This window comes from Pseudomonas sp. FP818 (assembly GCF_030687335.1).
Lineage (GTDB): Bacteria > Pseudomonadota > Gammaproteobacteria > Pseudomonadales > Pseudomonadaceae > Aquipseudomonas > Aquipseudomonas shahriarae.
Genome location: NZ_CP117427.1, coordinates 5,758,257 through 5,782,953, shown reverse-complemented (window position 1 = coordinate 5,782,953; position 24,697 = coordinate 5,758,257). Strand labels below are relative to the sequence as shown.

General features: G+C 64.6%; 19 protein-coding genes. 13 read left to right on the top strand and 6 right to left on the bottom strand.

What is annotated here, in order from left to right; all coding sequences use genetic code 11:
* Positions 1 to 26: 26 nt before the first annotated feature.
* The 13 genes from tagH to PSH80_RS26430 all read left to right on the top strand — a co-directional run bounded on the left by tagH (position 27) and on the right by PSH80_RS26430 (position 17,538).
* Positions 27 to 1,367 carry a type VI secretion system-associated FHA domain protein TagH gene (gene tagH, locus PSH80_RS26490; protein ID WP_128593296.1) on the top strand — a complete coding sequence of 447 codons (1,341 nt, stop codon included), beginning with the start codon at positions 27 to 29 and terminating at the stop codon, positions 1,365 to 1,367.
* A 43-nt stretch (positions 1,368 to 1,410) separates the two neighbouring features.
* Positions 1,411 to 1,917 carry a type VI secretion system lipoprotein TssJ gene (gene tssJ, locus PSH80_RS26485; RefSeq protein WP_057961020.1) on the top strand — a complete coding sequence of 169 codons (507 nt, stop codon included), beginning with the start codon at positions 1,411 to 1,413 and terminating at the stop codon, positions 1,915 to 1,917.
* Between the two features lie 18 nt (positions 1,918 to 1,935).
* On the top strand, positions 1,936 to 3,270 hold the full coding sequence (gene tssK / locus PSH80_RS26480) for a type VI secretion system baseplate subunit TssK (protein WP_057961019.1): 1,335 nt from the start codon (positions 1,936 to 1,938) through the stop codon (positions 3,268 to 3,270).
* Between the two features lie 6 nt (positions 3,271 to 3,276).
* Positions 3,277 to 4,566 (top strand): DotU family type VI secretion system protein, encoded by a 1,290-nt coding sequence (locus PSH80_RS26475; RefSeq protein ID WP_032856783.1) that lies wholly within the window; start codon positions 3,277 to 3,279, stop codon positions 4,564 to 4,566.
* On the top strand, positions 4,563 to 8,063 hold the full coding sequence (gene tssM, locus PSH80_RS26470) for a type VI secretion system membrane subunit TssM (RefSeq protein ID WP_305418684.1): 3,501 nt from the start codon (positions 4,563 to 4,565) through the stop codon (positions 8,061 to 8,063). Before PSH80_RS26475 ends, tssM begins: the two co-directional genes overlap by 4 nt.
* Complete coding sequence (tagF, locus tag PSH80_RS26465; RefSeq protein ID WP_057961017.1) at positions 8,060 to 8,713, top strand: type VI secretion system-associated protein TagF; 654 nt, start codon at positions 8,060 to 8,062, stop codon at positions 8,711 to 8,713. Before tssM ends, tagF begins: the two co-directional genes overlap by 4 nt.
* Positions 8,714 to 9,433 (top strand): PP2C family serine/threonine-protein phosphatase, encoded by a 720-nt coding sequence (locus PSH80_RS26460; protein ID WP_057440523.1) that lies wholly within the window; start codon positions 8,714 to 8,716, stop codon positions 9,431 to 9,433.
* Positions 9,430 to 12,423 carry a serine/threonine-protein kinase gene (locus PSH80_RS26455; RefSeq protein WP_305418683.1) on the top strand — a complete coding sequence of 998 codons (2,994 nt, stop codon included), beginning with the start codon at positions 9,430 to 9,432 and terminating at the stop codon, positions 12,421 to 12,423. The genes PSH80_RS26460 and PSH80_RS26455 overlap by 4 nt, the downstream gene beginning before the upstream one ends.
* On the top strand, positions 12,423 to 13,127 hold the full coding sequence (locus PSH80_RS26450) for an ABC transporter ATP-binding protein (protein WP_057961015.1): 705 nt from the start codon (positions 12,423 to 12,425) through the stop codon (positions 13,125 to 13,127). Before PSH80_RS26455 ends, PSH80_RS26450 begins: the two co-directional genes overlap by 1 nt.
* Entirely contained in the window at positions 13,127 to 14,311 is a 1,185-nt protein-coding gene (locus tag PSH80_RS26445; protein WP_200656020.1) for an ABC transporter permease, read from the top strand. Before PSH80_RS26450 ends, PSH80_RS26445 begins: the two co-directional genes overlap by 1 nt.
* A complete protein-coding gene (locus PSH80_RS26440; RefSeq protein WP_305418682.1) occupies positions 14,304 to 16,016 on the top strand; it encodes an SUMF1/EgtB/PvdO family nonheme iron enzyme in 1,713 nt (570 codons plus the stop codon). The genes PSH80_RS26445 and PSH80_RS26440 overlap by 8 nt, the downstream gene beginning before the upstream one ends.
* Before the next feature lie 83 nt (positions 16,017 to 16,099).
* Positions 16,100 to 17,035, top strand: coding sequence for a type VI secretion system-associated lipoprotein TagQ (gene tagQ, locus PSH80_RS26435; RefSeq protein ID WP_305418681.1), 936 nt, complete (start codon positions 16,100 to 16,102; stop codon positions 17,033 to 17,035).
* Positions 17,036 to 17,160: 125 nt separating this feature from the next.
* Positions 17,161 to 17,538 carry a hypothetical protein gene (locus tag PSH80_RS26430; protein ID WP_029289848.1) on the top strand — a complete coding sequence of 126 codons (378 nt, stop codon included), beginning with the start codon at positions 17,161 to 17,163 and terminating at the stop codon, positions 17,536 to 17,538.
* A gap of 123 nt (positions 17,539 to 17,661) precedes the next feature.
* On the opposite strand, the gene PSH80_RS26425 is transcribed toward PSH80_RS26430, so the two are convergent.
* The 6 genes from PSH80_RS26425 to exbB all read right to left on the bottom strand — a co-directional run bounded on the left by PSH80_RS26425 (position 17,662) and on the right by exbB (position 24,593).
* Positions 17,662 to 19,062: an aminoacyl-tRNA deacylase and HDOD domain-containing protein gene (locus PSH80_RS26425; protein ID WP_057440518.1), complete on the bottom strand. Its 1,401-nt coding sequence runs from the start codon at positions 19,060 to 19,062 to the stop codon at positions 17,662 to 17,664.
* Between the two features lie 101 nt (positions 19,063 to 19,163).
* Positions 19,164 to 21,239: an ATP-dependent DNA helicase RecG gene (recG, locus tag PSH80_RS26420; protein WP_169989477.1), complete on the bottom strand. Its 2,076-nt coding sequence runs from the start codon at positions 21,237 to 21,239 to the stop codon at positions 19,164 to 19,166.
* An 8-nt stretch (positions 21,240 to 21,247) separates the two neighbouring features.
* Entirely contained in the window at positions 21,248 to 22,168 is a 921-nt protein-coding gene (locus PSH80_RS26415) for a hydrogen peroxide-inducible genes activator (protein WP_057961009.1), read from the bottom strand.
* 236 nt (positions 22,169 to 22,404) lie between these two features.
* Positions 22,405 to 23,151, bottom strand: coding sequence for an energy transducer TonB (locus PSH80_RS26410; protein ID WP_057440517.1), 747 nt, complete (start codon positions 23,149 to 23,151; stop codon positions 22,405 to 22,407).
* The gene (gene exbD / locus PSH80_RS26405; RefSeq protein WP_057961008.1) at positions 23,148 to 23,573 is read right to left on the bottom strand and encodes a TonB system transport protein ExbD; all 426 of its coding nucleotides are present in this window, start codon (positions 23,571 to 23,573) and stop codon (positions 23,148 to 23,150) included. The genes PSH80_RS26410 and exbD overlap by 4 nt, the downstream gene beginning before the upstream one ends.
* A 6-nt stretch (positions 23,574 to 23,579) precedes the next feature.
* On the bottom strand, positions 23,580 to 24,593 hold the full coding sequence (gene exbB / locus PSH80_RS26400) for a tonB-system energizer ExbB (protein ID WP_120734338.1): 1,014 nt from the start codon (positions 24,591 to 24,593) through the stop codon (positions 23,580 to 23,582).
* Between the last annotated feature and the right edge of the window lie 104 nt (positions 24,594 to 24,697).

Here is a 24,697-nt window from a genome sequence, read left to right as displayed (position 1 = left end):
CGCGTGAGGTACAGCAAGGAGGCAAGATGTCACTGTGTTTGACTATTACTAGTTATCACAAGATCACCCCAGGTCAATGTCCGGAAAAGTCCATGGATAATGGAGTGATGGCAATTGGCCGCTCCAGTGAAAACGACTGGATATTGCCTGATCCAGAACGTTTGGTCTCCGCGCAACATTGCGTTATTCAATACAAAGATGGTCGTTACTATCTAACCGATAACAGTACTAATGGTGTGGAATTGGTTAACGCCGGCATTCGTTTGCGCCGGGGAAACAGTGAGCCATTACAAGACGGTGAATTGATCCGCATCGGCGACTACGAGATCCAGGCACGGATTGATTCCGGGGTGAAGGTGACCGACAGCCAGCCTTTCGGCACTGACGGCTCCAACAGTTTCGAAGCCCTCATGGGGCGCCAGGGTGCCGGTGTGGTCACGCCGCTGCCGACCCCGGTGATCGCCCCACAGTTCCAGGGTGCGTCGTCAATGGACACGCTACCGGACCTGTTTGATTTCCTCACGCCGACGGCCGTACCGCCGCCCACCCAGCCTGACCATGTACCGGCTGAGCAGCATGATTTCCGCCCGCCCGTGGCGGTTACCGTGCCCGCCCCCGAGCAGCCGTTGCACTCAGGGTCGGTGATTCCAGAAGACTGGGATCTGTTTGGCGAAACACCTACGCCGTCGATCAGCCCGCCACCACCTGTCATCGCGCCGCCTGAGCCGCCCCTCGCGCCCCCTGTGCTCGAGCCTGCGCGCCCTGTGGCAGACGCCAACCAGCCCGATTTGCTGCAAGCCTTCCTGCGTGGTGCCGGTCTCGATCAACTGCGCCTGGACAAGGCCCAGGCCGAGGCGCAGATGGAAAGCATCGGCCGCAGCTACCGGCTGATGGTCGAAGGCTTGATCGACGTACTGCGCGCACGCAGCAGCCTCAAGGGCGAGTTCCGCATGCAGCAGACGACGATCCAGCCGGTGGAAAACAATCCGTTGAAATTCGCCCCGAATGCCGACGAAGCGTTACTGCTGCTGCTACGCCACGGCAACCAAGCGTTTATGGCGCCGGACCTGGCCGTGCGCGACAGTTTCGACGACCTGCGCGCGCACCAACTGGCGGTGATGGCCGGTGTCGAAGCGGCCATCAAGCATCTGTTGACGCGCTTCGAGCCGGCCCAATTGGAAGAGCGCATGGGCAAGCCCGGCGGGCTGTCGAGCCTGTTCAACGGTTCGCGCCAGGCCCAGTACTGGCAACAGTTCACTGAGCTCTACAACAGTATTTCCCGTGAGGCCCAGGAGGATTTCCAGGACCTGTTCGGCCGTGAATTCAGCCGGGCCTATGAAGCACACAGCGCACGACAGCGGCGCTGAAACCGGAACAACGGACAGCCACATACGTCATTGAGGACGCAGGATGATTTTCAGGTTTTTACTCGCAGCCGCCAGCGTGTTGCTGCTGACGGCCTGTGCCAAGGATGCCGCGCCGCCCCAGGCGCCAGAGGCACAAATCGACACCACCCGTGTCGAGTTGCACTTCCATGCCATCGCTGGGCTCAACCCCGGCACCACGGGCCAGCCAGCCCCGGTACGGGTGCGGATTTTCGAGCTGAAAAACGCCGCTGCCTTCAGCCGTGCCGACTATTTCGCCCTGGCAGATCGCGCCCAGCCGACCCTCGGTTTGGACCTGCTGGACCAGGATGAAGTGGTGGTCCAGCCCGGCCAGCAATTGAGCATCCAGCGCGACCTCGATCCGGCCACCCGGCAGATCGGCCTGCTGGTGGGCTATCGCGAGCTGGACCGCGCGCAATGGCGCACGGTGCTCAGCGTGCCACCCCGCCAGGCCAGCGAATACCAGATCAGCCTTGATGTGCGCGCCGTACGTGCGCACCTCAGCGTTTCCCCATCCAGCCCTGCCCAATAAGAAGCAATCGGAGCCCCCATGTCCTGGAACAATCGCGTGGTCTGGTCGGAAGGCATGTTCATCGGAACGCAGCACTTCCAGCAGCATGACCGTTACCTGGAAAACCTGATTGATGCCCGCAGCCGCCCGCTGTCGGCCGGCGCCTGGGGGTTTTCCGAACTGCTGATCGACCAGGGCCTGCTGGCCCAGGGCAAGCTGGCCATTGTCTCGGCCCGTGGCCTGTTGCCCGATGGCACGCCGTTCAATATCCCCCAGGATGACCTGGCGCCGAGCCCGCTGAACATCGACGACAACCTGCGTGACGGCCTGGTGTACCTGGCCTTGCCCCTCAAGCGTGCCGGTGCCCGCGATACGGTCGACGAAGGCGAGCCCCTGGGCGCTGCGCGTTACCTGAGCCAGGTGCGCGAGGTGCGGGATGACAACGCACCCTTCGAGAACCGCGCACCGGTGGCCGTCGGCTCCCGTGCCTTGCGCTTGCTGACCGCCGCCGATGGCATCAGCGACTACGCCGCCATCGGCCTGGTGCGCATCAAGGAAAAACGCGCCGACCGCGCCCTGGTGCTGGATGACAGCTACATCCCGCCGGTGCTCGATGTGGCCGCGAGCAAGCCGCTGACGGCGTTTCGCAGCGAACTGCTGGGCCTGTTGCACCAGCGCGGCGAAGCCCTGGCCGGGCGGGTGGTGGCCTCGGGTGCCGGTGGCGCCTCGGAGATTGCCGACTTCATGCTGCTGCAACTGGTCAATCGCGCCCAGCCGCTGATCCAGCACCTGAGCCAGTCGAGCCCGCTGCACCCAGAGCGTTTGTTCAGTGAACTGGTAAGCCTGGCCGGCGAGTTCTCGACCTTCTCCACCTCGGGGCGGCGCCCCGAGGAATACCCGCGCTACCAGCATGACGACCTGGCCCTCAGCTTCGCCCCGGTGATGCAGGCCCTGCGCGAGGCGCTGTCGATGCTGATCGACAGCAAGGCCACGCCTATCCCGATTGTCGAAAAAGCCTATGGCGTGCATGTGGCGATGCTGGCGGACAAAACCCTGATCGACAGCGCCAGCTTCATCCTTGTGGTGCGTGCCGATGTCCCGGGCGAAACCCTGCGTGCGCGCTTCGGCCAGCAGAGCAAGGTCGGCTCGGTGGAGCACATCCGCGACCTGGTCAACCTGCAACTGCCGGGCATCGGCCTGCTGCCGTTGCCGGTGGCGCCACGGCAAATCCCTTACCACGCGGGCTCCACCTACTACGAGCTGGATCGCGGCAGTGAGCATTGGCAGCAACTGATTCACTCCGGCGGCTTCGCCTTCCATATCGCCGGGCAGTTCCCGGGCTTGAACCTGGCCTTCTGGGCGATCCGAGGATAATCCGCGATGCATCCCAATGATGACGACCGCACCCAGTTCATGCCGCGTCCGGGTGGCCGAGCGCCGGAGCCTGCCCGCGCAGAACCAGCGCCTTTGTCGATGCCGGCGGCGCCGATCCTCACCGGCAAAAGCCAGGGCCTCAACCCGCTGGAAAGCGCCGCCGGCCCCTTGCTGGCACTGCTGACGCGCCTGCGCAATACCATCGCCCATCCCGCACCCTCAAGCCTGCGCGCGCAGTTGCTGGCCTACCTGCGCCAGTTCGAAGAACGCGCCGAGGCGGCCGGCGTGGCCCGCAACGAAGTGCTGTTGGCCCGCTACGCGCTGTGCACCGCCCTCGATGAAGCGGTGCTGAGCACGCCTTGGGGCAGCGCCAGTGACTGGGGCAAGCAGAGCCTGCTGATCACCGTGCACAACGAAGCCTGGGGCGGCGAAAAGGTCTTCCAACTGCTGGACCACTGCCTGCAAAGCCCGCGCGAACGCCTGTATCTGCTGGAGCTGTTGTACCTGTGCATGTGCCTGGGTTTCGAAGGCCGCTACCGGGTAATGAACGACGGCCGCAGCCAGCTCGAAGCCCTGCGCGAACGCACGGCGGCGGCGATTCGCAGTGCCCGTGGCGAGCATGAGCGCGAGCTGTCGCCCCATTGGCGCGGCGTGACCGTGGCCCGCGATCGCCTGGCGCAATTCATGCCGCCGTGGATCGCCGTGGCCATCGGCCTGGCTTTGCTGCTGGCCCTACTGTTTGGCTTGCGCCTGAAACTGGCGTCGGATGCCGAGCCGGTGTTCAAGAACATCCATGCATTGGGGGAAATCCCGGTGCAGGCCATCGACCGCCCGGTGGCGCAGCCGAAAATCATCGAGCGCCCACGCCTGGCGGGCTTTCTGGTGGAGGACATCAAGGCGGGCCGGGTCGCGGTGGAAGATGCCGTCGACCGCTCCGTGGTGACGATCCGTGGCGATGAACTGTTCGCCTCGGCCAGCTCCAGCATTGTCGATGACTACCAACCCCTGATGCTGCGCATCGCCGACGCCATCCGCAAGGTCAAGGGCCAGGTGCGGGTGACCGGGCACAGCGACAATCGGCCGATTGCTACCCTGCGCTTCCCGTCCAACTGGGCCTTGTCCGAGGCGCGGGCCAAGTCGGTGCTGGAAATCCTCGCGGCCAAGACCGGCCAGGGCGAGCGCTTCAGCGCCGAGGGCCGCAGCGACACCGAGCCGGTGGCGACCAACGCCACAGCCGAAGGCCGTGCCCGCAATCGTCGGGTTGAAATCACCGTATTGGCGGAGGGCGTCGAGTGAAGGCGTTTTTCAGTTTCATGATTCGCTGGGTGATCCCCGTGCTGGGCCTGATTGCCCTGGGCCTGATCATCTGGTTTGTCGGGCCGTTGCTCGACGTGCTGGTGCCGGAAGGCCGGCGCTGGGCCTTGATCATCCTGGTCTTCGCGGTGTGGATTGCCTACCGCGTGTTTCGCATCATCCAGACGCGCCGTCAGGCCGCCGAAGTGATGCGCAGCCTGGCCGCCGAAACCCCGGCCGACCCCAACAGTGTCGCCACTGCCGAAGAGTTGGCCACCCTGCGCCAACGCATGGACGAAGCCCTCGCGCTGTTGAAAAAGGCCAAGTTGGGCGGTGACGAACGGCGCAACCTCTATGAGTTGCCGTGGTACGTGATCATCGGCCCGCCGGGCTCAGGCAAGACCACCGCGCTGGTCAACTCCGGGTTGCACTTCCCCCTGGCTGCCCAGTTGGGTGCCGGTGCGGTGCGCGGCGTGGGCGGTACACGTAACTGCGATTGGTGGTTTACCGATCAAGCGGTGCTGCTGGACACCGCCGGGCGCTACACCACCCAGGACAGCAACTCCACGGTGGATAAAGCCGCCTGGCTGGGCTTCCTCGACCTGCTGAAAAAGCAGCGCGCCCGCCGCCCGATTGATGGCGCTTTTATCGCCATCAGCCTGTCGGACCTGCTGCTGGGCACTGACGCCGAGCGTGCCGCCCACGCTGCCGCAATCCGCCTGCGCATCCAGGAGTTGTACACCCAGTTGGGCGTGCGTTTCCCGATTTACCTGATGCTCACCAAGCTCGATCTGGTGCCGGGTTTCATGGAGTTTTTCGACAACCTGAGCAAGGAAGATCGCGCCCAGGTGTGGGGCATGACCTTTGCCCTGGACGACGGCAAGCACAGCGACAGCCCCCTGGCCCATCTGCAAAGCGAATTCGCCGGCCTGGAGCAGCGCCTCAACGAGCGCCTGGTGGAACGCCTGCAACAGGAGCGCGACCCGGCGCGGCGCGACCTGATCTATGGCTTCCCGCAGCAATTCGGTGCGCTGAAGGATTGCCTGCAAAGCTTCCTCGAGGGCGTGTTCAAGCCCAATGCCTTTGAAGAGCGCGTGCTGCTGCGCGGCGTCTATTTCACCAGCGGCACCCAGGAAGGCAGCCCGATTGACCGACTGATCGGCGCCATGGCCCAGAGCATGAACCTCGACCGTCAGCACCTGGCGCGCCAGAGCGGTACTGGGCGCAGCTACTTCATCGAGAAACTGTTCAGCGCCGTGGCCTTTGCCGAGCGTGGCCTGGTGGGGGTCAACCCGAAGGTCGAGCGCCGCCGCAAATGGGTCGCCCGTGGCGTGCTCGCCGCGACGGTTGCGCTGGTGCTGGTGGTCAGCAGCCTGTGGTGGCTGAGTTATCGCGCCAACCAGGCGTATATCGCCCAGGTTGACCACAAGGTCGCGCCACTGGGCCAGGCCGTGCAGAGCCTGAGCCCGGCACAGCGTGATGTGCTGGCGGTGTTGCCGCTGCTCAACGCGGTTAAGAACCTGGCGGGCGATTCGCCAAGCTGGTCCGAGGGCCTGGGCCTGTATCAGGGCGACATGCTCGAAGCCGAATCTGCCAGTGTCTACCGCAAGCTGCTGATCGCGGTGTTCGCCCCGCGCCTGGTGACGCGCATCGAAGAGCAACTGCACGGTGGTGGCAGTTCCGATTTCCTCTACGAAGGCTTGAAGGCCTACCTGATGCTGGCGGACAGCGAGCATTACGACCCGGACTTTATCAAGGCCTGGATCGCCCTGGACTGGGACCGCAACCTGCCGCGCGACCTGCCCGCCGATCAGCGCCAGGCCCTCAGCGCTCACCTGCAGGCGCTGTTCGACCGCCATCCGCCGAATGCGCGCCTCGACCCACGGCTGATCGACGACTTGCGCCGGCAACTGCAACAACTGCCGGTGGCCCAGCGTGTGTACGACCGCGTCAAGCGCCAGAAACTGCCCGACGGCGTGACCGACTTCCGCATCAACGAAGCCGCTGGGCGGGATGCTGCGCTGGTGTTCAGCCGCAAAAGTGGCAAGCCGCTGGGCGAGCCGTTGAGTGGCTTGTTTACCGCCAAGGGCTATCGCCAGGGCTTTTTGCTGACCAGCCTGAATCAGGCCGGGACCCTGGCCGAAGAGCAATGGGTATTTGGCCAGGCGCCGGCAGATCAACAGAATGTGGCGAGCCTTGCCGCCGACGTGCGACGCCTGTACTTCCAGGACTATCAGCGCCAGTGGGACGCCTTGCTGGCGGATATCGACTTTGTGCCCATCACCAGCGTGGCCCAGGCGGCGGACGTGTTGCGGGTGATCTCCGGGCCGACCTCGCCGCTGAAAAAGCTGCTGGTGGCGGTGGCCAAGGAAACCGACCTGCAAGCTGAAGAACGCCAATTGGCGGCCAAGGGCGTGCCGGTGGAAGGTGGTGTCGACAAGCTCAAGGAGCGCCTCGGCAGCCTGCTCGGCGAGGCCCAACCGACGGCCAGTGCACCGGCCCTCACGGAAGACCCGGTGACCGCGCACTTTGCCGAACTCAACAGCATCGTCGCCAAGAACGAAGGCGAGCCGGCGGCCATCGACGGCCTGCTGGCGGATATGAATGCGCTGTATGTGCAGGTCAGCGCCATGGTCGGCGCCAGTGGCGATGCCTTGCTCGGCGAAGCCAAGAACCAGGCCGCAGCGGCCGCCACCCGGGTCAGCCTGAATGCTGAACGCCAGCCGCCGCTGGTACAGGGCATGGTCAAGTCGGTGGTCAACTCCACCACCAACAGCATGATGGGCGGGGTGCGCAATCAACTGAACGCGGCCTGGGTCAGTGAAGTGGTGAATGTGTATCGCCAGTCCCTGGCCGGGCGCTACCCGATGTCCCCCGGCAGTGCTCGGGACGCCACCCTGGACGACTTCGGCCAGTTCTTCGGGGTGGGCGGGGTGATGGACAACTACTTCCGCAAATACCTGCAACCCTACGTCGATACCTCCGCGCAGACCTGGCGCTGGCAGCCGGGTGCGGCGCAGAAGCTCGGTATCGCGCCGGGCGTGCTGCAAACCTTCCAGCGCGCGGCGACTATTCGGGATGCGTTCTTTCGCACGGGGGGCACGCAGCCCATCGTGCGTTTCGAGCTCAAGCCGGTGGCGATGGACGCGACCATCACCCAGTTCCTGCTTGACCTGGACGGCCAGCAACTGAGCTACGACCACGGCCCGAGCCGGCCGGTGGCGATGCAATGGCCGAATCCCGGCAGCAGTGGCGGGGTGCGTATCTCGATCATGCCGCCATCGGCCAGCGGTCGCTCCGGCGTCACCCTGGATGGCCCATGGGCGTGGTTCCGCCTGTTAGAGCAATCGGAGCTTTCTGCCGGCAATTCGCCGGACCGCTTCAACCTGCGTCTGCGGGTCGACGGCGCGAGCATCGCCTATGAATTGCGTGCCAACAGCGCCTTCAACCCGTTCAAGAGCCGGGTGCTCAGTGGCTTCAGCCTGCCGGAGCGGTTATGACCACCCTGGGGTTCTACGGCAAGTTGGCCAGTCGCGGGGACTTTGTCAGCCGTGCCTTGCCCCAGAGCTTTATCGGCCCCTGGGACAGTTGGCTGGCTGCCGGTTTGCTCGCCAGCCAGCACAGCCTGGGCGACAACTGGCTCAACGCGTACCTGGTCAGCCCGCTGTGGCGTTTCGTGCTGGCGCCGGGGGTGTGCGGGCCGGATGCGGCGGCGGGTGTCGTGATGCCGAGCATTGATCGGGTCGGGCGGTATTTCCCGCTGGCGGTGGTCGCCTTGTTGGATCACGACACCAATCCGGCGTCCCTGGTGGGTGGCCCGGATGCCTGGTTCGAACAGATCGAGGAGCTGTTGCTCAGCACCCTGCAGCCCGGCGCCACGTTCGAAGGGTTTAACCACGGCGTTGACCGCCTGGGCTTGCCGGCCAGTGAACCGCGTGCCCTGGACAGTCGCTTCGCCAGCCTGCAACGGGTCGCCGCCACCGTGCCCCATGGGCGTATGACCGCCCTTGCCGAACAGGCCTGCGAAGGCGCCAGCCTGTGGTGGGGGCGTGGTTCGCAACGTATTTCCCCCGGTTTATTACGGTGCCAGGGTTTGCCTGCTGCCGGCGATTTTGCGCAATTTCTGCTCGGACAAGAAGGTGTGGTGTAGATGGGGTCGACGTACAAATCCGCGAGCAAAAGCCATGTGGGCATGGTGCGCCAGGTCAATGAAGACGCGTGCCTGGACCTCCCGGAAAACCGCCTGTGGGTGGTGGCCGACGGCATGGGCGGGCACGCGGCCGGCGACTATGTCAGCAGCCTGATCGTCGACAGCCTGCGCGGCCTGCCCGTGGGGCGGTCCCTGGACGAATATACGGCGGCGCTGCGCACCGAGCTGACCCGGGTCAACGCGGCCGTACGTGAAGAAACCGCCAACCGTGGCGTGACCATGATGGGCAGCACCGTGGTGGTGCTGGCCGCACGCGGCCTGCGCGGTGTGTGCCTGTGGGCCGGCGACAGCCGCTTGTATCGCCTGCGCGATGGCGAGTTGGAGCGCATCTCCCGCGACCACAGCTACGTGCAGGACCTGCAGGACAGCGGCCTGCTCAGCGAAGCCGATGCGCGGGTGCATCCGCGGGCCAATATCGTCACCCGCGCCATTGGTGTGGAGGCGCAATTGGAGCTGTCGGTGGTCGACCTGTTGATCGCCCCCGGTGACAGCTACCTGCTGTGCAGCGATGGCCTGAACAAGACCGTCGAAGACCACGAAATCCGTGACGTGCTGAGCCATGCCGAGCCTGACGAAATCGCCCGCAGCCTGGTGCACCTGGGGCTCAATCGCGGTGCGCCCGACAACATCACCACCCTCGTCGTGAAGGTGTCGCCATGACCCTGATCATCCCCGGCTACGACATCGACGGCGAAATCGGCGAAGGCGCCATGGCCAGCGTGTACCTGGCGACCCAGCGGTCGCTGGAGCGCAAGGTGGCGTTGAAAGTCATGGCCGCCGCGCTGGCTGCCGACCCGAGTTTCTGCGAGCGTTTCCTGCGCGAGGGCAAGACCCTGGCGCGGCTGTCGCACCCGCACACCGTGACCATCCACGACATCGGCAATGTCGGCGAGCTGTATTACATGGCCATGGAATACCTGCCCAATGGCACGCTCAAGGAGCGCATCGCCGCCGGCCTGACGCCGGAGCAGGGGCTGGTGTATATCCGCCAGATTGCCTCGGCCCTGGGTTACGCCCACGCCCAGGGTTTGGTGCACCGCGACGTCAAGCCGGCGAACATCCTGTTTCGTGCCGATGGCACGGCGGTGCTGTCGGACTTCGGGATCGCCAAGTCCCTGGATGACCGCACCCAGTTCACCCAGGCCGGGTTTGCCGTGGGCACCCCCAGCTACATGAGCCCGGAGCAGGCGCGGGGCCAGGAAATCGACGGCCGCGCCGACCTGTACGCCCTCGGGGTGGTGCTCTACGAAATCCTCGTCGGCAAGCTGCCTTACAACGGCACCGATGCACTCTCCACCGCCCTGGCGCACCTGACCGAGCCCTTGCCGGAACTGCCGCTGCACCATGGCCGTTATCAAGAGGTGCTGAAAAAACTCCTGGCCAAGGATCCGGCGCAGCGTTTCCCGGATGCCGCCGCGCTGCTGCTGGCTCTGGATCGGTTGCCCCTGGAGGCGCCGAAAGAGGCCTTGGAGGCGACCTTGATTCGCCCCGCCGTGATGTCGGCCGGTCAGGATCTGGCCGGGTTGACCCCGGTGTCCATCGAAATTCCCAATGCCGCGCCGCAACCGCAACCGCAACCGGTGCGCCAGCCGGTGGTGAGCCCCACGCAGCATCGCGCGGAGTCCGAGCAGCGGCGTGGCCCGGTCCTGGCATTGGCCGCCGTGGCCGTGGCGGTCGCGCTGGCCATCGGTGGCGCCAGTTACTGGTGGCTGAGTGACGACGCCCCTGCGCCGCCGCCTGCTGCGGTCGTGCCCGCTACGCCGGCTGCGGTTAAACCGCTGGCCGCTGATAGCGACGGCGGCCAGCGCCCCTTGCTGATGGCCGGCAAGAAAACCCTGTTCCAGCGCGTCCTGAGCAAGCCCGGCGCCAAGCTCTCCAGCGAGGCGGGCGGCGCACCGGGTAAGGCCTTGCCCGCGTTCTCGGTGCTTTATGTGTACCAGCGCAAAGATGTCGACGGCAGCCCATGGCTGCGCATTGGCGCCGCCACCGACGGGCGCAGTGACGGTTGGTTGCCGGCCGCGCAAGTCAGCGACTGGAAGCAGAGCCTGGTGCTCAAGTTCACTGAGCGTTCGGGGCGGGCACCGGTGATGTTCCTGCGCCAGCCTGGCGAGGTGGAAAAGCTCCTGGCTGACCCGGCCGCCGCGAAAAACCTGCTGCTCAAGGCGCAGAAAAACCCTGAGGACAATCTACAGGTCCTGGCCCTGGAGCCCACAGCCAGTGCCGTGCCGCAGAACCAGTTCTACCTGTTGCCGATCTTCGATGCCAAAGAGAGCTTCGACGAGAATGGCCAGCCGGTGCAGTTGCTCAATGTGGCGTCCATCGACCCCGGCACTGCCGCCGCCAAGCCGGCCACCCCGCTGATCAATGCGAATGCCGATGCATTCCGCACCGCCGTGGTGCTGGTGGTGGATACCACGGTGTCGATGCAGCCGTATATCGACCAGGTGCGCGATGTGGTCCATGAACTGCAAATCCGCATTGCCGAGCGCGGCGAGTTGGACAGCGTCAGCTTTGGCATGGTCGGCTTTCGCAGCAGCGTGAAGAAAACCCCGGGCCTGGAGTACGTGGCCAAGACCCTGATCACCCTCGACCAGGGCCGCGACCCCCAGCGGTTTCTGGATATGGCGCGGCAGGTCAAAGCCTCCACCGTCTCCAGCCACTCGTTTAATGAAGATGCGTTTGCCGGGGTGATGCAGGCGGTGGAAGGCATGGATTGGTCCGGCTATGGCGGGCGCCTGATCCTGCTGGTGACCGATGCCGGGGCCCTGCGCAAGAACGACCCGTTTGCCGCGACCCAGATGAACGAAGCCGAAGTGCGCCAGGCGGCGCTGGGCAAGCAGATCAAGATCTATGCCCTGCACCTGCGCACCGACGCCGGCAAGAAAACCCATGGCGGCGCCGAATCCCAGTACCGCATCCTGACCGCCGACGCCAACCCACGGATCGGCGATCTGTACACGGCAGTGCCGGGCGGTGATGTACGCAAGCTGGGCGAGCGGGTCGATGAGATCGGCACGGTGTTCGCCAACCTGGTGCATCAAGTGCGCAGCAATACCCCGCAGCCGGTGCCGTTGCTCAGCAGCGCGCCGAGCCTGGCGGATAAATCCGCCGCCGTCGGCTATGCCATGCACATGGACTTCCTCGGCCACAAAGGCGCGAGCCAGGCGCCGCAACTGGTCAGCGCCTGGACTGCCGACCGCGACCTGACCAACCCGGCACTGCCGGCGTTCCAGGTCTGCGTGATGCTGACCAAACTGCAGCTCAACGATTTGCAGCAATCGCTGAAATTGATCGTCGATGCGGCACGCAAGACCCAGACTTCGCCCAGGGATTTCTTCCAGGAAATCGCCAGCGCCTCGGCCTACATGAGCCGCGACCCGCAGGCCCTGCGCAAGGGTGGCAACCTCGCCGACGGCGGCATTCTGGGTGAATACCTGGAAGGCCTGCCGTACCGCAGCAAGTCGCTGAACATGACCCAGGACCTGTGGCTGTCATTGAGCGTGGCCGAACAGGAAGACTTTATCGACGAGCTGGATTCGAAGATCCGCCTCTATGAAACCTTCCATAACGACGTGGCCAACTGGGTCCGTTTCGGTGATGCCGAACCGGGCGATGCGTTGTACCGCGTGCCACTGTCGACGCTGCCGTGATGCTGAACCTGAGCGCGGTGCACAAGAACCGGGGCCTCGGTAGCCAGCGCTATAGCCTGGTGATCCCGGCACTGCACCTGGGTGCAGGTGAACAGTTGGCGATTGTCGGGCCGAGCGGTTGCGGCAAAAGCACCTTGCTCGATCTGCTGGCGTTGGTCCTGGCACCTGATCAGGTGGGCCGTTTTGAATTCAACCAGTTGGATATCGGCGGGCTGTGGCGGGCCAATCAGCAATCCACGTTGGCCGGGTTGCGCAGCCGGCATCTTGGTTACGTGCTGCAGACCGGTGGCCTGCTGGGCTTTCTCGATGTGCGCAGCAATATCGCCCTGTCCCGGCAGCTGTTGGGCCTGAAGGACGATGGCAGCGTGGCGCGGCTGGCTGCGCAGTTGCAAATCAGCGACCAGTTGGCCAAGAAGCCTGGCGCGTTGTCGGTGGGTCAGCGCCAGCGCGTCAGTTGCGCCCGTGCCCTGGCCCATGCCCCGCAATTGGTGCTGGCCGATGAGCCGACTGCGTCCCTGGATCCCCTCAATGCCGAGCGCGTGATGCAGGCGCTGCTGACCCAGGCCCGTGAGCACCGCGCCGCCTGCGTGATCGCCACCCATGACGAGCCCCTGGCCCGCGCCAGTGGCTTGCAGGTGCGGCGCATCAGTTGCCAGCGCGACAGCGACGGTGGCGTCACGGCGACTCTCGGGGAGGCGTGTTGATGCGTATCCCTCTGTTGGCTTCCCTCGCTTGGCAGGATTACCGCAACGATGGCTGGCTGTCGGCCTGTTCGGTGTTGGCGCTGGTGGCGGTGATCGCGCCGTTGCTGGTGTTGTTCGGCCTGAAATTCGGACTGGTCAGCAGCTTGACCGAGCGCTTGGAGAATGACCCGGCGACCCGCGAAATCATCCCGTTGGGCGGCGGGCGGTTCAGTCGCGCCTTTGTCGAGCAACTTGGCCAGCGCAGCGATGTGGCGTTTGCCATCCCGCGCACGCGGCAGATTGCGGCCACGGCCCAGGTGGGCACGTTGACCCTGGAGATGCTGCCCACCGCGCCGGGTGATCCGTTGCTGGGCGGTTTGCCTATCCCGGCGGGCCTGGAGCAGATCGTGCTGAGCCACACCGCCGCCGAGAAGCTGGCGGCGCGGCCGGGAGATTGGCTGCAAACCCGCTTTGCGCGGCAAGTGGCCGGGCGCGTCGAGGCCCGGGATGCACGGTTGCAGGTGGTGGCCGTGCTGCCCCTGGAGGCGTTTGCGCGGGACGGTTTGTTTGCCGACTTGAGCCTGCTGGAAGCGGCGGAAGACTACCGCGATGGCCGTGCGGTGTCGGCGCTGGGCTGGGAGGGTGACGCGGTGGGCGTGAGCGAGCAGCGGGTGTATCCGGCGTTTCGTTTATATGCACGCAGCCTTACCGATGTTGAGCCGCTACGGCTGTATTTCGCCGCGCAGAACCTGTTGGTCTCGACCCAGGCGCTGAGCATCGCCCAGGTGCAGTCGCTGAGTCGCAACTTGGCGATTGTGTTCTGGATCATCGCCGGCCTGGCCTTGGCGGGGGCATTTGCGGCGATTTTCGCCGGGGCGTTGGCCGCTGTCGCACGCAAGCGCCGGGAGTTATCGGTGTTGCGCCTGTTGGGGGTTTCCACTGGCGCGCTGTTGTTGTTCGTGACGCTGCAGGCGCTCTACAGCGCGGGGTTGGCCGCTGTGCTCAGCGCCGGGCTGTATGGCCTGGCCGAGGCGGGTTTGAATCAATTATTCGTGCAGGTGCCGGGCGAATACGCCAGCCACCTGTTGGCGCGGCATTACGCCCTGGCCCTGGTCGCGGTGCTCGGCGTCAGCGCCGTGGCGGCCGTGTGTGGGGGGTGGCGGGTCGCGCGTATCCAGGCTTCTGAGGGCATCAGAGATGTATAAGTTATTGGGCGCCGCCGTGGCGCTGAGCCTGGCCACTGTGGCCTGGGCCGACGAGGCAAGCGATAAGCTCGACAACCCCAAGCCGTTGGCCGATGACGTCAGCCTGCCGCTGCCGTGTGAGGGCAACATGGTGTTCCGCTACGCCTATGTCCTGGCCCAGGGCACCCTGGACGACCGAGAGGTCAGCCTCGGCTACCCGTTCAGCGAAGGCGAGGCGGGCTACAAGCAGTCGTTTATCTCGGGTTATCGCCGCGATTTTATCAACGGCCAATTCACCCTCAAGGATTTGCCCAAGGGCTGGAACAAGGTCATTGCGCCGCTGATGCCCAAGACCGACGCCAAGACCCCGCTCAAGCCGATGCTCTACTTTATCGGCAAGTACGAAGTCACCGCGCGCCAGTACGCGCAGGTCATGTCCCAGGCCCAGTCCCTGGCCAGTGGTGAGCCGGCGCCAGCGTGCGAGGTGCCTGAGGGCATGGCCGGGCGCTTGCCCAAGGTCAAGCTGTCGCGCTTTGAAGCCGAGCGTTTCTCGGCGGTCTACAGCGCCTGGTTGATGAAATATCACCGCGACTTGCTGCCGGTCAGTGGCCGCGGTGCTTCGGCGCAAGATGGCGGCCTGGGGTTTGTGCGGCTGCCTACCGAAGTGGAATGGGAGTTCGCCGCGCGCGGCGGCCAGGCAGTGAGCCGCCAGGATCTGGAAGGCCGCTTGTTCCCCCGGCGTATCGAGGGCAGCGACAGCGACGGCCCGCTGGGCGATTGGGCGGTGTTCAACCAGGTCGCCGGCGGCACCGGCCAGGCGGCGCGGCTGATGCCTATCGGTACCAAGTTACCGAACCCCATCGGCATGTTCGATGTGATCGGCAACGCCGCGGAGATGGTCCAGGAGTCGTTCCAGCTGGTTCACGCCGGGCGCCGCCAGGGCACCTACGGCGGCTTTATCGTCAAGGGCGGCAACTACCTGGAGGGCGAGGGCACGCTGTTCAGCGGCATGCGCCGCGAATACCCGCTGTTCGGCGCCGATGGCACGGAGCAAAGCAACGAGACCACGGGCTTCAGGGTGGCGATTGGCGCGCTGTCGGCACCGCGCTCACGCTACAACGAACTGTTCGCGCAGTGGCAGAAAGAGGGGCGCCTGGCCGCGCTGACCGACGCTATCGACGACGCCCAGGACCCGACCAAGCGCCTGGACAGCATCATCGCCGCCAGCGTCGACCCACGGCTGCAGGCCAAGCTGGGGCTGGTCAACGAAGAGCTCAAGCGCAACGTGTCGCTGATCGCCCAGCAGCGCGAGGAGGCGGCTGGCAACCTGATCCAGTCTGCCGCCCTGGTGGCCGAGACCATCAATAACTACAACATCCGCCTGATCAATCTGCAGAAGAGTCGCCAGCAGTCCCTGGACGCCAAGGACGAGGCCAGCGCGCAGTTGTTCGCCACGGCCATCGCCAATGGCCGCAGCGCGCTCGACGGCGCAGTGGCGATCTATATCGACAACCTGGCCACCGGCACGCGCTACACCGATGCGGTGATCCAGGCGCAGTTTCAACGGATCCAGCAAGAGTTGGAGCGCAAGCCGGTACTGGGCAAAAGCCTGGTGACACGCGCGACGTTATTCGTTCGCCATGTCGGCAACTATCGCAAACAACAGCGAGCCGACCCGGCAACGATTTTGAAGGAATTGCTCGCAGCGAGCGGTCAGCGGTCTTGACCGTTGGTTGTATAGCGAGCTTGGAAGGGACTCAGGCGGCATGGGCCGTGCTGGGCAAGACAAACTTAAAAGAGAACACACCTATGCTTTTTTCCCGTAAGGCGGTTTCCAAGCGTTACTTGCTGCTGATCGCGGCTGGCTTCAGCACCGTGCTGACCGGTTGCGCCACGTCGCCGGCCTCCAAGGTCGCGTCGAGCACCAAGGTCGAGTACTACCCCAGCTGCTACGAGCCGGTGCAGCACCTGCGCGCTACTGATTCGGACATGACCAAGTCGGTCGTCACCGGCGCCGCCCTCGGCGCGGCCGGTGGTGCGCTGTTGGGCGCCCTGACCGGCGATTCGGACAAGCGTGGCCGCAATGCCGCCATTGGCGCGGCGGGCGGAGCCCTGGCGGGCGGCGCGGCGGGTTACTACACCGAGCGCCAGAAGCAGATCAGCGATGACAACCAGCGCATCGCGTCCTACGCCACGGACTTCAACAAAAGCGCTTCCGATATCGACCGTAGCACCGCGTACGCCAAGGCGTCCCAACAGTGCTACCAGAGCGCGTTCACCAAGCTGGTGGCTGACCGCAAGGCCAAGACCGTCAATGACATCGAAGGCCGCAAGCGCCTGGCAGAAATCGTCGCCGGTCTGAAGGAATCCAACGACCTGATCGTTGCGGTCAACGGCAAGGCCAGCGAAGACCTGAACAACTACACCCAGGCCTACGAGAAAGACCTGCAACAGGTGGGTGTGCAGCGCAATGACGTGGTGACCGTGGCCACGGCCGATACCGCCCCGGCGGCGGTGCCGGCGAAAAAAGGCAAGTCGACCGGCAAGGTCGTGACCAAGCGTCCGCCACTGCCCAAGGTGCCGACCGAAGCGGTGAGCACCGAGCGAAGCATCCAGACCGCCAAGGTCAAGCAGACTGAAAGCAAGCAAGTGGCCAGCGCCGGTAAAGCACAGATCGAAGGCACCTGCCGCGATCCGAACCTGGCCGACTGGGCACCGGTACCTGTACCTTGCCCTAACGTTTAAGCCAAGTTGTTGCTATAAGCGGTAAACGCCAGCCGATCTCCTGCTAACGCGGGAGATCGGTAGCGTTCCGCGCACAAATCGTTAAACTGCTGCGGCCACCCAATAATTACACTGAGGCCGTGTGCATGAAATTTCGTTTTCTTCTGTGGGTGCTGGGCCTGATGATGGCCAAAGCCAGCCGCAACAACCCTGCGTTCCAGCAGCAGTTGGGTGACAAGGATCTGGCATTCCAGCTGCAGACCCTTGACGGCAAGGTTGCCCGTCACTTCATCGTCAAAGACCAGCGCATCACCAGCCGCTCGGGTGTCCACCCGGAGCCGGCATTTGCCATCGCGTTTAAAGACGCCGCCTACGGCTTCGCCACGATGCAGGCGAAGAACAAGCAACTGGCGTTCATGACGGGGATTCAGGACAAGTCGATCCAGATCAAGGGCAACCCGGCCCTGGTGATGTGGTTCCAGGGCTTGACCAAGTATCTGAAGCCGAAGAAAAAGAAGGCCTGAGAGACCGGGTTGGATTCATCGCAGGCAAGCCAGCTCCCCACATATTGAGTGCATTCCAGCGTTGGAACCCGGTCAACTGTGGGAGCTGGCGTGCCTGCGATAGCGGTACAACAGGCGCCGGCTTCAGCCCTGGCTGAACTGCGACGCCAGTTCGCGCAACAACACCTCGGCATCCAACACCTTGCTCACCACCTCCTCGGCCTTGTCGCGGCTCAGGCCCAGGCGCTCCAGCAGTTCGTCCGGAATCTCGGCCTCAGGCCCGGAGCCAATCCCACGCCCGCGCAGCAAGCGCACGGCCAGGCATACCAGGTTCGGGTATTCGGCATATTGGCCGTCGTAGCTCGGGTCATGCTGGAAGCGCAGGGCCGTGGACAGCTCTTGCGGCATATCCCAGTAACGCATCAGCCAGGCGCCGATCTGCTCGCGGCTGATGCCCAGCAAGTGCTGCTCGACATAGCTGTGGCACAGGTGCGGGTTGACCTCCAGGTGCCTGCAGATCAGCGAGAAGTGCGGCGGGAAGACATGGGCCAGCAACAGGTAGCCAAAGTTGTGCAGCAGGCCCGCCAGGTAGGTCAGGCCGGCTTCCGGGCGCTGGGCGCGGGGCATGGCGCGGGTCAGGCCCTCGATCACTGCGGCGGTGTAGATCGACTGGTGCCAGTAGGGCGTGGCCTGTTGCGGATGGTCCTTGGGCAGGCTCAAGGTCTTGCCCAGCGCCAGGCCCAGGGCCAGGTTGATCACCAGGTCGAAGCCCAGCACACGCACAATTGCGTCCTCTACCGAACGGATCTTGCCCGGTGAGGCGTAGTACGGCGAGGCCGCCCAGCTCACTACTTGCGCGGCCAGGGCCGGGTCGGTCTCGACCACGCCGGTGATGTCGTCGATGGTTGCGTTGGGATCGACCCGCAGCTTGATGATCTTCTGCGCGGTATCGGCCAGCGGTGGAATTTCAATGGTGGCTTCCAGGCGTTGCTGGATGCGGCGCGCGGTAAACGCCTGCATCGCCTGGGTAATTTCGTCGCGGTCGTCGTTGGGACGGTCGAAGTTGGGCAGGATGCGGCTCAGGGGTTCGCCGAAGTTGGCGGCACTGGCTTTGTTCAGCAGGCGCTTGAAGTCGTCGCTGGCGATTTCCAGCAGCACGGTGGCTTCGCCCGAGTGCACCAGCAGGGTCGGCTCGCGCAGGAGGCTTTCTTCGTACAGGCAAGGCGAGCTGGTCAGCGGCGGCAGGCCGGGCAGCAGGCTCAGGCTGTGTTTGCCGAGCATGCGATCCAGGCGCTCCGGCGCGACAGCGGTCAGGTTGCGGCCGGTCAGTTCGGTGAGGCGATTGAGATCCAGCAACTGGCTCTGGGGAAACAGCACCATCAGGGCGCCCACCGCGTCATCGAGCAGTACCGCTTGAACCTTTCGGGCCGGGTTCAGGCCGGGGTGGTCGGTGACTTCCGTGTAGTTGACGGCGAGTTTTGCGAGCAAGTCCCGAATGACCGGGGGTGCGGTCGGCGGGGCTGTGGCGTGGGCAACTTCTGACATGGCCGGATCCAATTTTCTACATTTGCTTGGAGTATAACCAGCTTGGTCCGGCCGGGGGTGTCTAACTGCGGTTTGTGATGGTGTCGGCTATTGGCGGTCTGTCAGACCTGGCCGTATTGCTGGCCGTGGCGCAGCCAGCGATCCAGCAGCGGGCTGACGTGGTGCGGCCAGCGCTCCAGCAGGGCCTGGGCTGCATCGCGCACGGCAGGTAGCAGGTCGGCATCGCGCATCAGGTCGGCCACCTTGAATTGCAGCAGGCCGGTCTGGCGGGTGCCGAGCATTTCGCCGGGGCCGCGCAGTTCCAGGTCTTTTTCGGCGATCACGAAGCCATCGTTGGTCTCGCGCATGATCCCCAGGCGCTGGCGACCAATCTGCGACAGCGGCGGATGGTAGAGCAGCACGCAGTGGCTGGCGGCACTGCCCCGGCCGACTCGGCCGCGCAGCTGGTGTAACTGTGCCAGGCCCAGGCGTTCGGGGTTTTCGATGATCATCAGGCTGGCGTTGGGCACGTCCACGCCGACTTCGATCACCGTGGTGGCCACCAGCAATTGCAGGTTGCCGGCCTTGAACTCGGTCATCACCGCGGCTTTTTCCGCAGGCTTCATGCGCCCGTGGATCAGCCCGACCTTGAGCTCGCCCAAGGCGCTGGTGAGGTCTTCATAGGTGGTTTCAGCGGCCTGGCAGGTCAGCTCTTCGGACTCTTCGATCAGCGTGCATACCCAATACGCCTGGCGCCCTTCGGCACAGGCGCCGCGCACCCGTTCGATCACTTCGACCCGTCGGGTGTCGGTGACCAGGACCGTGTTGACCGGCGTTCGGCCCGGCGGCAGCTCGTCGAGGATCGAGGTGTCGAGGTCGGCGTAGGCACTCATGGCCAGCGTGCGCGGGATCGGCGTGGCGGTCATGATCAACTGGTGCGGGTTCATCCGCCCGCCCACGCCCTTTTCGCGCAGGGCCAGGCGTTGTTGCACGCCGAAACGGTGCTGTTCGTCGATGATCACCAGGGCCAGGTTCTTGAATTTAACTTCGTCCTGGAACAGCGCGTGGGTACCCACCACCATCGGTGCGCCGGCGGCGATCTGTTCCAGGGCGGCCGTGCGGTTCTTGCCCTTGAGCTTGCCCGCCAGCCACGCCACTTCCAGGCCCAGGGGTTCGAGCCAGCGCTTGAAGGTGATGAAGTGCTGCTCGGCGAGGATCTCGGTCGGTGCCATCAGGGCCACCTGATAACCGGCCTCCAGGGCCTGCAGCGCGGCCAGGGCGGCGACCACGGTCTTGCCGGCGCCAACATCGCCCTGGATCAGGCGCAGCATTGGTTCTTTCTGGCTCAGGTCGTAGGCGATTTCATTGCCTACGCGTTGCTGCGCGCCAGTCGGTGCAAAGCCCAGGTTGGCCAGGTACTGCGCGGGCAGGCGCGTGGCCTTGGGCATCGCCGGCGCCCGCAGGGAGCGCATGCTTTCGCGCAGGCGCTGCTGGGACAGTTGGTGGGTCAGCAACTCTTCAAAGGCCAGGCGATGCTGGGCCCAGTGATGACCCAGGGCCAACTCATCGACATCGGCATCGGCCGGCGGGTGATGCAGGTAGCGAATCGCGTCGGCCAGGGGCGCCAACTGGTAGTCGCGGGCCAGCTCTTGCGGCAGCCAGTCGGGCAGGCTTTGGGGGCCGAGCAGGGTCAGGGTCTGCATGCACAGCTGGCGCAGGCGCTGTTGCGTCAGGCCTTCGGTGAGCGGGTAGATGGGGGTGAGAGTGGTGTCTACCGGCGGGGGTTCGTCGCCGGTAATGGCGCGGTATTCCGGGTGGTAGATTTCCAGGCCCGACGCGCCCGGCCGCGCTTCACCGTAGCAGCGCACACGGGTGCCGCGCTTGAGGCCTTCTTTTTGCGCGTTGCTGAAATGGTAGAAGCGCAGGCTCAGGCCGCCGGTACCGTCCTGCAGGCGCACCACCAGGCTGCGGCGCTTGCCCATCACCACATCGGCACCGCTGACGGTGCCTTCGACCACGGCATCCTGCCCAGGGCGCAGATGGCCGATGGGCACTACGCGGGTGCGGTCCTGGTAACGCAGGGGCAGGTGAAACAACACGTCCTGGAGGTTCTCCAGGCCGACCTTGGCCAGTTTCTCGGCCATGGCTTCACCGACACCCTTGAGTGCCGTCACCGACACCTGCGACAGCTCAGTCATACACGTACTTAGTTCGCGGCAGGCGGCTTGGCCACCGAGCACAGGCGGATCGAGTCGGCGAGGATATCAATCGCTTTCGGGCGCGGGAAACTGGCGCGCCAGGCAATCGCCACGGTACGGAACGGCACGGGCGGGGTGAGCGGACGCACTTCAATCACGCCGGCCGCGTAGTGGTGGCTGTCGACGGCCGACAGCGGCAGGATCGAGATGCCCAGGCCGGACGCCACCATATGGCGAATGGTCTCCAGGGAGCTGGACTCCACGGTGGTGTGCTTGGCGCCGTCGTTGCCCTTGGTCAGGGTCGGGCAGGCTTCCAGCACCTGGTCGCGGAAGCAATGGCCTTCACCGAGCAGCAGCAGGCTCTTGTCGTTGAGCAGGCTGGCGTCAATCGTGTCTTTTTGCGTCCACGGGTGCGAGGCCGGCATCAATACATAGAACGGCTCGTCGTAGAGCGGCAATGTCAGCACGTCGGCTTCGTTGAAAGGCAGGGCGATGATGATCGCGTCCAACTCACCGTTGCGCAGTTTGTCGCGCAGCACGTGGGTGAAGTTTTCTTCGATATACAGCGGCATCTGCGGCGCGACGCGGTGCAGTTGCGGGATCAGGTGCGGGAACAGGTACGGGCCGACGGTATAGATCGCGCCGACTTTCAGCGGGGCGGTCAGTTGGTTCTTGCCGGCCTGGGCCAGCTCACGAATGCTCTGGGCCTGCTCCAGCACCTTCTGCGCCTGGGCAACAATGCCTTCGCCAACCGGGGTGAGGCGCACGGCGCTTTTGCTGCGCTCGAAAATCAGCACACCGAGTTCGTCTTCAAGCTTTTTCACGCCCACCGACAGCGTCGGTTGGCTGACATGGCAACGTTCGGCTGCATGGCCGAAGTGTTGCTCTTGGGCGAGGGTCACGATGTAGCGTAATTCTGTAAGAGTCATAGCGGGCGTCCATGAGGTTGCGGGCCAAGCATACCGGCTGCAAACGATAGACGCACGTTATCAGAGCTTGATTGGGGATTGAGCGGTTTGTGCGGGGGATTTTGCTTAATGGCGTTGGCCGTTTTGTGTGGGGGTGGGCTTGTTCGCGATGGCGGTGTGTCAGTCACTGTGGATGTTGACTGTTACACCGTCATCGCGGGCAAGCCCGCTCCCACACAAACCCGCTCCCCCAGGGGTTAGCGGCGGCGCTTCTCGATGTTGTAGACAAACGGCGCAACGATTTCGATGCTGCCGTTGGTCAACATCTCGGCCGGAGGCTTGGGCAGCGGTTGGGCGCGACGGATCATCTCCAGGGTAGCGCGGTCCAGGTCGGCGTTGCCGGAGCGGCCCACCAGCTCATAGGACAGCACCTTGCCTTCGGCATCCACCACGAACCGCAAGCGGTTCAAGCCTTCCTTGCCACGGGCCTGGGCGCCTGGCGGGTACTTCTTGTACTTCGCCAGGTGACCGAGCAGCGTGCTTTGCCAGGTGGCCTTGGCCGCGATCTGTGCCGGCGAAGGGCCGGGTTGCGGCTGCGCGGATTTCTCCGAAGGCGCGTTGTTCTGAGGGGTTTCGCTCGGCGGATCCTCGGAGGGTTTCTCCTTGGGCTGCTCGACCTTTTTCTCAGGCTTGGGCGGCTGCGGCTTAGGCTTTGGCTTGACCGGCTTGGGCACGGAAATCGTGGGCTTGGGTGCCTCGGCCAGTTTCGGCAAGGGCAACTCTTCCACCGGTGCCGGCGGTTGCGGTGGCGTCACCACCTTCGGCGGGGCCGGAGGGGGTGGGGCTGGCATCGGCGCCAGGTCGATGACCATGGCAGCCGGTGGCAACTGCACCATCTGTGGCGCCGACCACTGGAGCGCGAGGATGATCGCGACGGCGTGGACGCCCAGCACGACGGCGAGGCTGGTGCCATAACGCGTCAGTTTGTGGCGCGTCGTGATCATTTCTTGGCTGCCGTCTCAAGTCCGACCAGACCGACCTTGAGGTAGCCGGCTGCCCGCAGGGCATCCATCACGCTCATCAGGTCGCCGTAGTCCACGCCCTTGTCGGCCTGGAAGAAGATCGTCGTGTCTTTCTTGCCCTGGGTCCGGGCGTCGAGCACCGCACCGAGGGTTTCGGGTTTGACTTCGTCTTCGCCCAGGAACAGACGCTGGTCAGCCTTGACGCTGAGGAACACCGGTTTCTCCGGCCGGGGCGCGGGTTTCGCGCTGGAGGCGGGGAGGTCGACCTTGATATCCACCGTGGCCAAGGGGGCTGCCACCATGAAGATGATCAGCAGCACCAGCATCACGTCGATAAACGGCGTGACGTTGATTTCGTGGTTCTCGACGAGCTCGTCGTCGCCTTGATTCAAATGCAGGCCCATGGCCGATTACCCCACTTTCACCATGTGCGGTTGCGAGCTGCGCTCGGTAGGCAGGTGATCGAGGTCGCGGCTGACCAGCAACAGGACTTCTGCCGAAGCGTCCGACACCTGGGCCTTGTAGCCGGCGATCGAACGGGCGAATACGTTGTAGATCACCACCGCCGGAATTGCGGCGACCAGGCCCAGGGCAGTTGCCAGCAGGGCTTCGGCGATGCCGGGGGCAACGACGGCGAGGTTGGTTGTCTGGGTCTTGGCGATGCCGATGAAGCTGTTCATGATGCCCCACACGGTACCGAACAGACCGACGAACGGCGCGGTGGAACCGATGGTCGCCAGCACGCCGGTGCCGTTGCTCATGTTGCGACCGCAGGCTGCCACCAGGCGCTCCAGGCGGAAGCTCACGCGTTCCTTGATGCCTTCCTTTTCGCGGGTGTTGGCCGACAGACGCATTTCTTCCAGTGCGTCGTGTACCAGCAGGTGGGCCAGGGTGCCCTTGATGGCCGCGCTTTCGCTGGCTTCTTTAAGGGTGGTGGCTTTTTTCAGGTTGGCGATTTCAGTGCGCAGGCGGCGTTTGGCGCCCAGCAGCTCGAAGCCTTTGGCAATCCAGATGGTCCAGGTGATGATCGAGGCGATGGCCAGGCCGATCATCACGATCTTCACGATGATGTCAGCGTTCTGATACATGCCCCAAGGCGACAGGTCGTGGGCCATGCCCAGGGTGTTGTCTTCTTCCAGAACCACGCCGGTTTCATCTTGCGGGGCTACGCCTTCGGCAGCAGCCGGGTCGGTGGCCGCAGGAGCGACAGCTGGAGCACCGGGTGCTGCGGCATTTTGCTCAAGTGCGGGGGCCGCGGCCGGGGCTGGCGCAGTAGCGGCAGGCGGAGTGGCCGGTGCCGTGGCATCGGCGAGCGCGGCGGTCGGTGCCAGCAGGACGCTGAACAGCAACGCAGTTATCGCGCGCCAGACGCGGGACGGGCTGTGAGGCTTGGTTGGCGAAGCGGGGAGGTTATTGCGTGTCATGCTGGCCGGACCTGATAGAAAAAATAAGGGCTTGCCCTGCCAGACCGCATAAAGGGTCGAGGACAAATGGGCGGTTATTATTGCAAGTAATTCTTGTTAACAGA

Coding starts and splice junctions, on each gene's coding strand:
- PSH80_RS26445 (WP_200656020.1), top strand. CDS start 13,127: ATGCGTATCCCTCTGTTGGCTTCCCTCGCTTGGCAGGATTACCGCAAC.
- PSH80_RS26460 (WP_057440523.1), top strand. CDS start 8,714: ATGGGGTCGACGTACAAATCCGCGAGCAAAAGCCATGTGGGCATGGTG.
- PSH80_RS26455 (WP_305418683.1), top strand. CDS start 9,430: ATGACCCTGATCATCCCCGGCTACGACATCGACGGCGAAATCGGCGAA.
- tagF (WP_057961017.1), top strand. CDS start 8,060: ATGACCACCCTGGGGTTCTACGGCAAGTTGGCCAGTCGCGGGGACTTT.
- PSH80_RS26430 (WP_029289848.1), top strand. CDS start 17,161: ATGAAATTTCGTTTTCTTCTGTGGGTGCTGGGCCTGATGATGGCCAAA.
- exbB (WP_120734338.1), bottom strand. CDS start 24,593: ATGACACGCAATAACCTCCCCGCTTCGCCAACCAAGCCTCACAGCCCG.
- PSH80_RS26450 (WP_057961015.1), top strand. CDS start 12,423: ATGCTGAACCTGAGCGCGGTGCACAAGAACCGGGGCCTCGGTAGCCAG.
- PSH80_RS26440 (WP_305418682.1), top strand. CDS start 14,304: ATGTATAAGTTATTGGGCGCCGCCGTGGCGCTGAGCCTGGCCACTGTG.
- PSH80_RS26410 (WP_057440517.1), bottom strand. CDS start 23,151: ATGATCACGACGCGCCACAAACTGACGCGTTATGGCACCAGCCTCGCC.
- tagQ (WP_305418681.1), top strand. CDS start 16,100: ATGCTTTTTTCCCGTAAGGCGGTTTCCAAGCGTTACTTGCTGCTGATC.
- PSH80_RS26415 (WP_057961009.1), bottom strand. CDS start 22,168: ATGACTCTTACAGAATTACGCTACATCGTGACCCTCGCCCAAGAGCAA.
- PSH80_RS26425 (WP_057440518.1), bottom strand. CDS start 19,062: ATGTCAGAAGTTGCCCACGCCACAGCCCCGCCGACCGCACCCCCGGTC.
- tssJ (WP_057961020.1), top strand. CDS start 1,411: ATGATTTTCAGGTTTTTACTCGCAGCCGCCAGCGTGTTGCTGCTGACG.
- tagH (WP_128593296.1), top strand. CDS start 27: ATGTCACTGTGTTTGACTATTACTAGTTATCACAAGATCACCCCAGGT.
- recG (WP_169989477.1), bottom strand. CDS start 21,239: ATGACTGAGCTGTCGCAGGTGTCGGTGACGGCACTCAAGGGTGTCGGT.
- PSH80_RS26475 (WP_032856783.1), top strand. CDS start 3,277: ATGCATCCCAATGATGACGACCGCACCCAGTTCATGCCGCGTCCGGGT.
- tssK (WP_057961019.1), top strand. CDS start 1,936: ATGTCCTGGAACAATCGCGTGGTCTGGTCGGAAGGCATGTTCATCGGA.
- exbD (WP_057961008.1), bottom strand. CDS start 23,573: ATGGGCCTGCATTTGAATCAAGGCGACGACGAGCTCGTCGAGAACCAC.